The 7,952-nt window shown below is 43.7% G+C and carries 8 protein-coding genes; 7 read left to right on the top strand and 1 reads right to left on the bottom strand.

What is annotated here, in order from left to right:
• The first annotated feature begins 147 nt into the window (after positions 1 to 147).
• The 6 genes from SST111_RS12395 (at position 148) to SST111_RS05720 (ending at position 5,907) form a co-directional block, all read left to right on the top strand.
• A complete protein-coding gene (locus SST111_RS12395) occupies positions 148 to 273 on the top strand; it encodes a hypothetical protein (protein ID WP_257211785.1) in 126 nt (41 codons plus the stop codon).
• A 69-nt stretch (positions 274 to 342) separates the two neighbouring features.
• Positions 343 to 987, top strand: coding sequence for a YiiX/YebB-like N1pC/P60 family cysteine hydrolase (locus SST111_RS05740; RefSeq protein ID WP_180274030.1), 645 nt, complete (start codon positions 343 to 345; stop codon positions 985 to 987).
• Positions 988 to 1,004: 17 nt separating this feature from the next.
• On the top strand, positions 1,005 to 2,084 hold the full coding sequence (locus SST111_RS05735) for a hypothetical protein (RefSeq protein ID WP_099810328.1): 1,080 nt from the start codon (positions 1,005 to 1,007) through the stop codon (positions 2,082 to 2,084).
• Between the two features lie 321 nt (positions 2,085 to 2,405).
• Positions 2,406 to 2,618 (top strand): hypothetical protein, encoded by a 213-nt coding sequence (locus tag SST111_RS05730; protein WP_074391627.1) that lies wholly within the window; start codon positions 2,406 to 2,408, stop codon positions 2,616 to 2,618.
• Between the two features lie 65 nt (positions 2,619 to 2,683).
• Positions 2,684 to 3,568: an ABC transporter ATP-binding protein gene (locus SST111_RS05725; RefSeq protein ID WP_099810327.1), complete on the top strand. Its 885-nt coding sequence runs from the start codon at positions 2,684 to 2,686 to the stop codon at positions 3,566 to 3,568.
• A complete protein-coding gene (locus SST111_RS05720) occupies positions 3,565 to 5,907 on the top strand; it encodes a hypothetical protein (protein WP_099810326.1) in 2,343 nt (780 codons plus the stop codon). The genes SST111_RS05725 and SST111_RS05720 overlap by 4 nt, the downstream gene beginning before the upstream one ends.
• A gap of 44 nt (positions 5,908 to 5,951) precedes the next feature.
• Here the strand turns inward: SST111_RS05720 and def are convergent, their stop codons facing one another.
• Positions 5,952 to 6,566 (bottom strand): peptide deformylase, encoded by a 615-nt coding sequence (def, locus tag SST111_RS05715; RefSeq protein ID WP_099810325.1) that lies wholly within the window; start codon positions 6,564 to 6,566, stop codon positions 5,952 to 5,954.
• 129 nt (positions 6,567 to 6,695) lie between these two features.
• Between def and SST111_RS05710 the strand changes: the two genes are divergently transcribed.
• Complete coding sequence (locus SST111_RS05710) at positions 6,696 to 7,859, top strand: MFS transporter (protein WP_099810324.1); 1,164 nt, start codon at positions 6,696 to 6,698, stop codon at positions 7,857 to 7,859.
• The last annotated feature ends 93 nt before the right edge of the window (positions 7,860 to 7,952 follow it).

Genomic DNA, 7,952 nt, shown 5'->3' with positions numbered 1-7,952 from the left:
AATAAACAATATTTGTAAAAATAGTATATCATAATGGTATAAAATATACATCAATTTCTATCGGGTAGAAAGGAAAAACGGAAACGATATTCTTGGTAGGAGTTGATGTATTCAAGTAAAATCCCATCAGAGAGGAGGAGGGGAAGGATGAAAAAGAAGGTTACATATATGACAATTGCTATATTGGTCTTACTTATCTCGGTCATTCGTATTTTTGGTCTGCCAGAAGAAGATCCATTTGAAACTCAACCGGCAACTCATCTGGTGGGGTAGGAGTACTTAAGTTAGTAGAAAAAGAAAGAAGGAAAATATCATGAAAAGAAATACATAAATGCAGCTCTCTTGTTTTCTATTGTTAGCGTAAATTTAACTTTAGCTCCTGCTGTATTGGCTGAAGCAGCTGAATCTGTTCCTGAAAGTGAGCTTATTATCACCGAAACAGATGCCTTTACACCAGAGGAGATAGCAGAGTGGGAGAAAGAAACCCCAAAATCTGTAGAACCAGATCCGAAAAACTATGAGAGAGCAAGTTTCGGTGCTTGGTCGTGGCGACCTGGTCTGGTAGCTGTTACTGATGCTAGATTTTCTGGAGTCATCAATCATGGTCATGCAGGTATTACCGGTGCACATCCATACTATGGTAAGATTATTGAGGCAAATAAGGAAACAGGTGTTCGAGCACATAGTGGTGAGTGGAAGGTAGAGGCAGGTAAAAATGTTTGGGAACTGACGGTTACAACGACTACTGTTGCTGAAGATAAAGCAGCTGCAGAACGTGCTGCTGGACAAATTGGTAAGCCTTATAACAGTAATTTTTATGATGTATGGAGACGAGATAAGTATTATTGCTCTCAGCTTGTATGGGCTTCTTTTCGTGATACTGCAGGGAATAAGGCAGATATTAGCTTAAATGACTGGGGGCCTGCTATCCATCCATTTGAACTTCGAGATCATCCAAATACTAAGCTTATTTATCGTCGTTACTAGGGAAGTAAGGAGTAACTATGAAAAAATGGATAATATTTCTCCTACCTTTGTTACTGGTTATGGGTGGGTGCACAAAGCAGTCTTCAAAGCAAGATTATGATTTTGTTCTTTCGGATCGTCAAAATTTAGTTGCATTTAAGTGGAATGGGAATGCAATTGAGAAAGTAGGAAAGGTCGCTAACGTTTTACCAGATCAGGTTAGTTTCTATTTTTATAATACTTTTGAATTTTCAAACAGAGTGCTAGGTTCAAGTGCCTCCTATGGTGGGAAAAATTTTTTTCTATATGACTTAGATAAGGAAACTCTTACTGCAAGGACTCGAAAGACCAATCCGGGAGAGCCTAAGGGTGAAGTCCTTACTGCTAGTGAGGAGGGAATTATCTATGGCATAGTTGTTACTATGGAAGATGTTCAGTTAATCAAATATAAAGAAGATTTGCGAGTGGAAAAGAGTGTCTCGTTTTCGAACTCATCTGCAAGGGGTCAACAATGTATCTATGATGCAATAGCTGTTGGGGATAAAGTGTATGCGACAATTGGTATACAAGACGATGCTAGTGCTCGTATAAAATTTGAGTTATGGATTTTAAATACGGAGTTAGAGCTCGAACAAAAGATTAGTTTAGATGTTAACGAGAATCGTCGAAATGTAGGGTTCAATTTAGCTTATGGTGATGGGATTCTCTATATTTCTCAATGGTTGGAAGTTGATTTATATGGGGATATAAAATCAGGTGGAAAATCTATTCAGACTCTGAATCTATCTACTATGGAGTTAGGGGAGATTTCCTTGGAAAATCCCTATCCAAAGTATCTAACTTATGATAAGGAGAACAATATCTTACAGGTTGGTCATGATTCGACCGAGGTCGCAGATAACCTAGTTACATTTGTTGATGTGAAAACAGGGAAACAAAAAACTATCAAATTAGATGGTGGCAGTAGCTATTATTATTTTACAAAGCGTGGTGAAGATTATTTCTATGTTTTTCCTCAAAAGATGATAAAATATACTTACGATACAGAGGAAAGAATTGAGTATAATTTGGAAGAATATGGAATAAAAAGCTCTGATATAATGTTCTTTAGTAATTAGTGATGCTTTATCAACATGCCTGAGTCGAAGGATAACTCTGACAACAGGTTCTTGCTCTATTGTTATGTTTGTGGCTTTCCTTATCTCTGAATGGTTAGTATCTATTTTCTGGGGGCAATAGCAGAAAAGTAAGATGGTGTTTAATTAAAGGGGATAACCAATATACAAATGCTAGAGAAGATTATAACAGTCTTCTCTTTTTGTCAAAGCAATACTTATTTTTACTTGTTTGTTTAAATAAAAAATGTTATTGTTATTATATTGAATAGCTTCCAAGGGTGTAGACTTTGGAATTAGTCAGTTATGAAAAGGAGTAACCTAATGAAACAGATTGATAAAAGTACTTTATTTTTAAGTAGTGTCATTGTTCTTTCGTGTAGTGTCCTATTGTTTCATATGGACCCGATTCAGATTGTAGATAGAGAGATTTGGCTCTGGCTAAATTCATTTATTCATGTGCTATTTTTAAAACCTGCTGCTAGTCTAGGCTTTCTTGTGGGGCTTTATTTGCTGTATAAGGCTTTTAAGAAGTAGTCTAGCTAATAATAAGCTGATGGGCTGTTGTTCCGCTCTGCCATTTCCCCAAGAAAGGAGTTTCTATGCTAAAAGTAGTTGATGTCTGCAAGCGATACGGTGCCCACCAGGTCTTGTCCTATGTGTCCTTTGAGTTGCAAGCTGGGGACTTGGTGGCCCTAGTAGGTCCCAATGGTGTGGGAAAATCCACCCTCCTAAATATCATCAGCAATACAGAAACCGCTGAGCGAGGGTCGGTAACCATCAATGGTTGGCCCAGTACTGACCGAGCGATTTTTCAGGACATGTCTGTCATGTTGGATGCCCAAGCCCTTTATCCACAGTTGACGGGTTATGACCATCTGACCTATGTGGCTGCCACCCATAAGCTGGGGAAGAAGGAAGTGGATGCGTTGGTGGAAGAATTGGGGATGGGCTACTATGTCAAAAAGCGGGTGGCTGGCTATTCCATGGGTATGAAGCAGAAGTTGCTCTTTGCCATGGCTGTCCTTCCCAAGCCTAAGCTCCTGTTACTGGATGAACCCCATATCGGCTTGGACCCGACTAATATCATCCAGCAGCGGGAATTTCTTCTGAATTTACAGGCAGAGGGTGTTGCCATTTTGCTTTCTTCCCACCATCTGTCGGAGATCGAGAAGCTGACCAATCAGGTTTATTTTCTCAAGGCCAGCAAGTTGATTGCCACAGAAGTGGAGTTGACGGCGGATTATGATTACCATCTTGCTGTGGAAAACTCCAAGCAGGTTCAGGAGTTTTTACGGGATTATCCTCAACTCTTGTGGAAAAAGGCTGAGCAGGGTCTGGTGGAAATCTTCTTACCCGAGCGAGATTTACTGGATTGTTTGGATCGTATTCCAATCCAGCAGGTGGCTGGGATTACAAAAGCCAGCGACTATATGGAATCCCTCTATCGAGATCTCTATGTAGAGGAAGGTGGTGAGGGGACATGAGGCTGAACTTTGAAATCAAGAAAATCCTCTGGTCGCCTCTCTACTGCCTGCTCTTACTAGGTTTTCTAGGTCTGGCCGACCTTCCCATCTCACAAAGGCAAGTCCATCAAGCGGCCTATGTGGAAACCTATAAAGAAGAACTGAGTGAATTGGCTAGTGTCTTGGCAGATATAAAAATTGAAGAGGGGTCAGAAGAAGCACCACGAATGCTGGGCTTGAAATCCGATATTGAAAGTATCGGTCAGGCCTTAGATGAGGGGAAGTTTGAAGCTATCCCCAACTACCGCAAACTCATGTATCAGGATTTGGACTATTTTATCAGCCGCAATCGGCAGCTTTTTCAAACGCGACAATCCTTGACGCTTAGTGAAGTTGAGCGATTGGCCAGATGGAATGACTGGTTACTTGCCTACCAATTGCCTGATGGTCCTGAAAATCAAGCCTGGTCAACAGGGCGTATTGTTCAAGCCTACTTAGAAAGTTTGTTTGGTTTTCTTCCTGTATTTTTAGTGCTTGGTTTTCTACTTGCCAATCAACTGGCTGAAAAGACACTGGCTCATCAAGTTTGGCAGTTGCGACAATGGGATAGTCTGAGTTTGCAGGGGGTCAGGCGTTTGGTTGCTTCCTTGCTTTCGCTTTTGCTGGCTGTGGGGATAGGTTTACTTTTTATCCTGGTCTATGATGGGCTGACAGGTCAGTTGGCTCTATCTAGTTTTCAAGCTCCTGTTGAGATGTTGGGTCAGAGTCAGTTGATAGGCTCTTGGCTTTACGGGCTTATCTTGCTTGGTTTTTGGCTAATCTTACTCCTAGCTGTTCGCCTACTTTTTGGATTTTTGGACCACTTGTTAGCCAGTCGGCTGATTTTTGTGATGACAGGGTTACTGTTGGCTCTGGGGCTTTCCTATCAGGCGGGTGCAGTAGCTGGTTGGTCAGGTCAAATTCTGCCCTTGCTTGCCTTTCCGAGTTTTTTAGACACAGCTGTATTTTCACAGGTCTTTATACAGGTGGATGTCTTGCTCCTGCTGACCATTGGGCTTTTCTTTGCTTATTATCTGCTGACAGAAAAGAAAAGGCTGGTCCTGACCGTGGGGCATCAGAAGGAGTTAGACACAGGGCGTTTGGAAAAGGTTTGGTCTTTTGATGTTCTCATCCTTAGTCGGCTCAATTCTTGGAAAGGGCTCGTCTTAGGCAACTTGCTCCTAGCTCTGCTATTTTCCCTACTGACGGGCTTACAAAAGCAAGAGGTTGCCAAGGAGGAGAGGGTTTCGATGGAGTTGGTTGCCCGGTCCTATGAGCAGGATGAGGTCTATGTGGAGAGTTTGCAGTCGGAAATCAACCGTCTGAGGCAGTTGGTCAAAGAGGACGCGAGCTATCAGGAGGAGTTGGAGTGGAGAGTGGAGCTTTTACAGGAATACCATATCTATAAAGATCTCTATGTCAAGCAATGGCAGGTATATCAGGACAATTCCAAGGCTCTGCCGGCCAGTCACCTTGCTATGCTGGAGGCAGAGCAGGTCTATCTATGGGCTAGAGAGGAGAAGGCTTTTGCCAATGGTGATATTGGGGCCAGCCAGACGGTGGATAATCTTCGCCGTTACCAGACCCGCAATCAGGTCAGTCAGTATTATTGGCAGCAGCTGATGGAGGCTGGGGTGCCAGCAACAAAGCGGGGCAAGGATGTCGTTTTGACCAGCTTGGAAGATCGTTTTGACACAAATGATGCCTTGGTTCCGGTAGACGATCCCTCTTGGGACCGCTCCAGAGACCTGTCAGGTATCGGCAGTCTACGCTCTCTCTTTGATGGTCCAGCCTATTTGTTGGTGCTCTTGCTGGCGGTTTGGCTTGGCAGTCGGGGTAAGGCGGTGGAGGTTGCAGGGAAAAACTGGCGTCTCTATCAGACCCAGCCTGTGGATTTGCGCAAGGTTCTACTCACCAAGTGGTTGCTGGGACTGGGCCAGACTCTTTGTTTTACAATGCTCTTTCTAGCTAGTCTTTTCCTAGTCAATAGTCTGGTCGGAGGAATCGGTTATCTGGAAGATGGCCTTATCTTGCTTTCGCATTCGGAGCACGGTATTTTTCTTGAACTCCTGAGGGGACAAGAACTCTGGGCTTGGTTCCTGCCCAATGCTCCGTATCTCTTGTGGATGGTGCTTGGCTTGCTTGTCTTGGAAATTGTGCTAGTCAGTCTCAACCATCTTTTGCAAGTTCGGTTTTCAAATCGCCTAGTGGTTTTCATCCTACTAGCTGGTTTGCTGTCTCTGCTGGACTACCTCCTCTTTCAAGATCTAGTCTTGGATGGGCAGGAAATTTTTAGGCAGTTAGCTCTGCTATTTTCATAAAAAAAGAAAAACTGGCTGAAAATTTTTCAGTCAGTTTCTTGTGTTTATTCAATTACCAACATGCCTTCTTTAACGGCAAATGGGTGTTCTGGGTCAATGCGGTCGTAGAACATGACACCGTTGAGGTGGTCGATTTCGTGTTGGACCACGATGGCATTATAGCCTTTGAGTTTGATGCGGTGGGAATTGCCATTTTTGTCCTGATAATCTACAGTTACACGCGCGTGGCGGACTACGTAGCCTTGGACTTCGCGGTCAACAGATAGGCAGCCTTCGCCCCCTTCCATAGCCGCTTCTTGGACAGAATGTGCTACGATTTTAGGGTTGTACATGACTTCTTGGAGGGAGTAGGCTTGGGTAGGTGGGTTGCCTTCCTCATCTTCTGGATTTGGGACTAAGACAGCAATGATGCGTTTGGAAACGTCAATCTGAGGTGCTGCTAGACCAACTCCGCCACGGAGTTTCATCTTCTCCGCCATGACTGGATCCTGCGAATGTTTGAGGAATTGCATCATTTTTTCGCCTAAAATAATTTCCTGATCAGATAGGGGAAATACAACTTCTTCAGCGACTTGGCGTAGGGTTGGGTGCCCTTCACGGATGATGTCATCCATGTCAATCAAATGGGCAGCTTTTGTCAATCGTTCAATAACAGACATGATTCTCTCCTTTGAATATAGTTAAGATAAGTATAGCATGAAATGGGAGAGAATAAAAGTCGGACTTTTCTATCCATTCGCTTTTAAATCTGCTATACTAGTAAAAGACGAACGTTGAAAGGGAGAAAAATGAAAAGAATTTTAGAAAAAGCCAGTTTGCTGGCCCTATCCACCATGCTGGTTTCGACATTTGCTGTCTCGCCAGCTATTCCACAGATGATTGAGCATTTTGCTCAGCAGGGAATAGCAGCTAGTCAGGTAGAAAACTTAATCACAGTGACCTCCTTTGCTATTATGGCTGCCCTCTTGATGAATGGCTTGGTTGTCCGTTTCTTGTCTGAACGAAAGATTATCATTGTAGGGCTTTTGCTTATGGCCATCGGCGGAGCTTTGCCCATGTTTCTAACTACTTATCCTCTGATTTTCTTGGCTCGTATCTTGCTTGGTTTGGGGATTGGTTTGATCAATGCACGTGCCATTAATATCATCGGTAATTTTTTCACCGGTCAGGAGCGGGTGCAGATGATGGGCTTGCGTGGTTCAGCAGAGGTTTTGGGAAGTGCAGGGCTTACCCTTCTTGTCGGTTGGTTGACCCAGTTTGGCTGGCAACCTGCCTTCTTGGTCTACCTTTTCGCCTTAGTTATCTTGGCTCTCTTCCTTCTCTTTGTTCCCAAGGAGGAATTGCTGGCTCGCATGGAGGTAAAGGTTGAGGAGAACGCGCCCAAGGTCAAACTGGACAGGACCATGTGGATGATGGGAATTTATCTGGCATTCTTAGCCTTCTTTGTTATCAATGTCAATACCTTCCTGACCATTCGTATTCCTCAGATTGTTTTAGCTAAGGGCATTGGTACTGCTCAGCAAGCCAGTCTCATTCTCAGTCTTATGCAGGTCATGGGGATTGTGGCTGGGACGGTCTTTAGTAGCTTGGTTAGTCGTTTAAAGGGTTGGCTTTTAGCTGTTTCCTACGTGGTATTTGGACTCGCGGTTGTCGGCATTGCCTTTGCGGATAATCTCTGGGTGTTGGGACTCGGTGGTATGGTGTCAGGATTTTTCTACAGCATCATTCTAACCATTGTCTTTAGTCAGGTAACAGACCGTGCACCCAAGGCCTTGCTCAATGCGGTCATGACAATCGTCCTTATGGGCTGCAATATCGGCGGTGCGACATCTGCTATCTTGCCAACTTATCTGGAAAAACTAAACCCAACCCCAACAGGTGCCTTTGGGATTTACGCCATCGGCTGTGCCTTGATAAGCGCAGGCTTGATTTATAAACAACTGAAGAAGTAGGAGTGAGAAAGAACTCGACTGGTCAAAAACATACTAAGATTAGTAGTGAGGAAATCTCCGACGGGAGAGAGTAGTCACTACTTTTTCTTTATG

The sequence above is a fragment of the Streptococcus suis YS161 genome, from assembly GCF_002760245.1.
In the GTDB taxonomy this organism is placed as follows: domain Bacteria; phylum Bacillota; class Bacilli; order Lactobacillales; family Streptococcaceae; genus Streptococcus; species Streptococcus suis_I.
The sequence above is the reverse complement of the archived record's forward strand: the minus strand, read 5'-3'. Positions and strand labels throughout refer to the sequence as shown.

Bases quoted from the DNA above. Each gene is read 5' to 3' on its own strand.
- SST111_RS12395 (WP_257211785.1), top strand. From the start codon at position 148: ATGAAAAAGAAGGTTACATATATGACAATTGCTATATTGGTCTTACTT.
- SST111_RS05735 (WP_099810328.1), top strand. From the start codon at position 1,005: ATGAAAAAATGGATAATATTTCTCCTACCTTTGTTACTGGTTATGGGT.
- SST111_RS05730 (WP_074391627.1), top strand. From the start codon at position 2,406: ATGAAACAGATTGATAAAAGTACTTTATTTTTAAGTAGTGTCATTGTT.
- SST111_RS05725 (WP_099810327.1), top strand. From the start codon at position 2,684: ATGCTAAAAGTAGTTGATGTCTGCAAGCGATACGGTGCCCACCAGGTC.
- SST111_RS05720 (WP_099810326.1), top strand. From the start codon at position 3,565: ATGAGGCTGAACTTTGAAATCAAGAAAATCCTCTGGTCGCCTCTCTAC.
- def (WP_099810325.1), bottom strand. From the start codon at position 6,566: ATGTCTGTTATTGAACGATTGACAAAAGCTGCCCATTTGATTGACATG.
- SST111_RS05710 (WP_099810324.1), top strand. From the start codon at position 6,696: ATGAAAAGAATTTTAGAAAAAGCCAGTTTGCTGGCCCTATCCACCATG.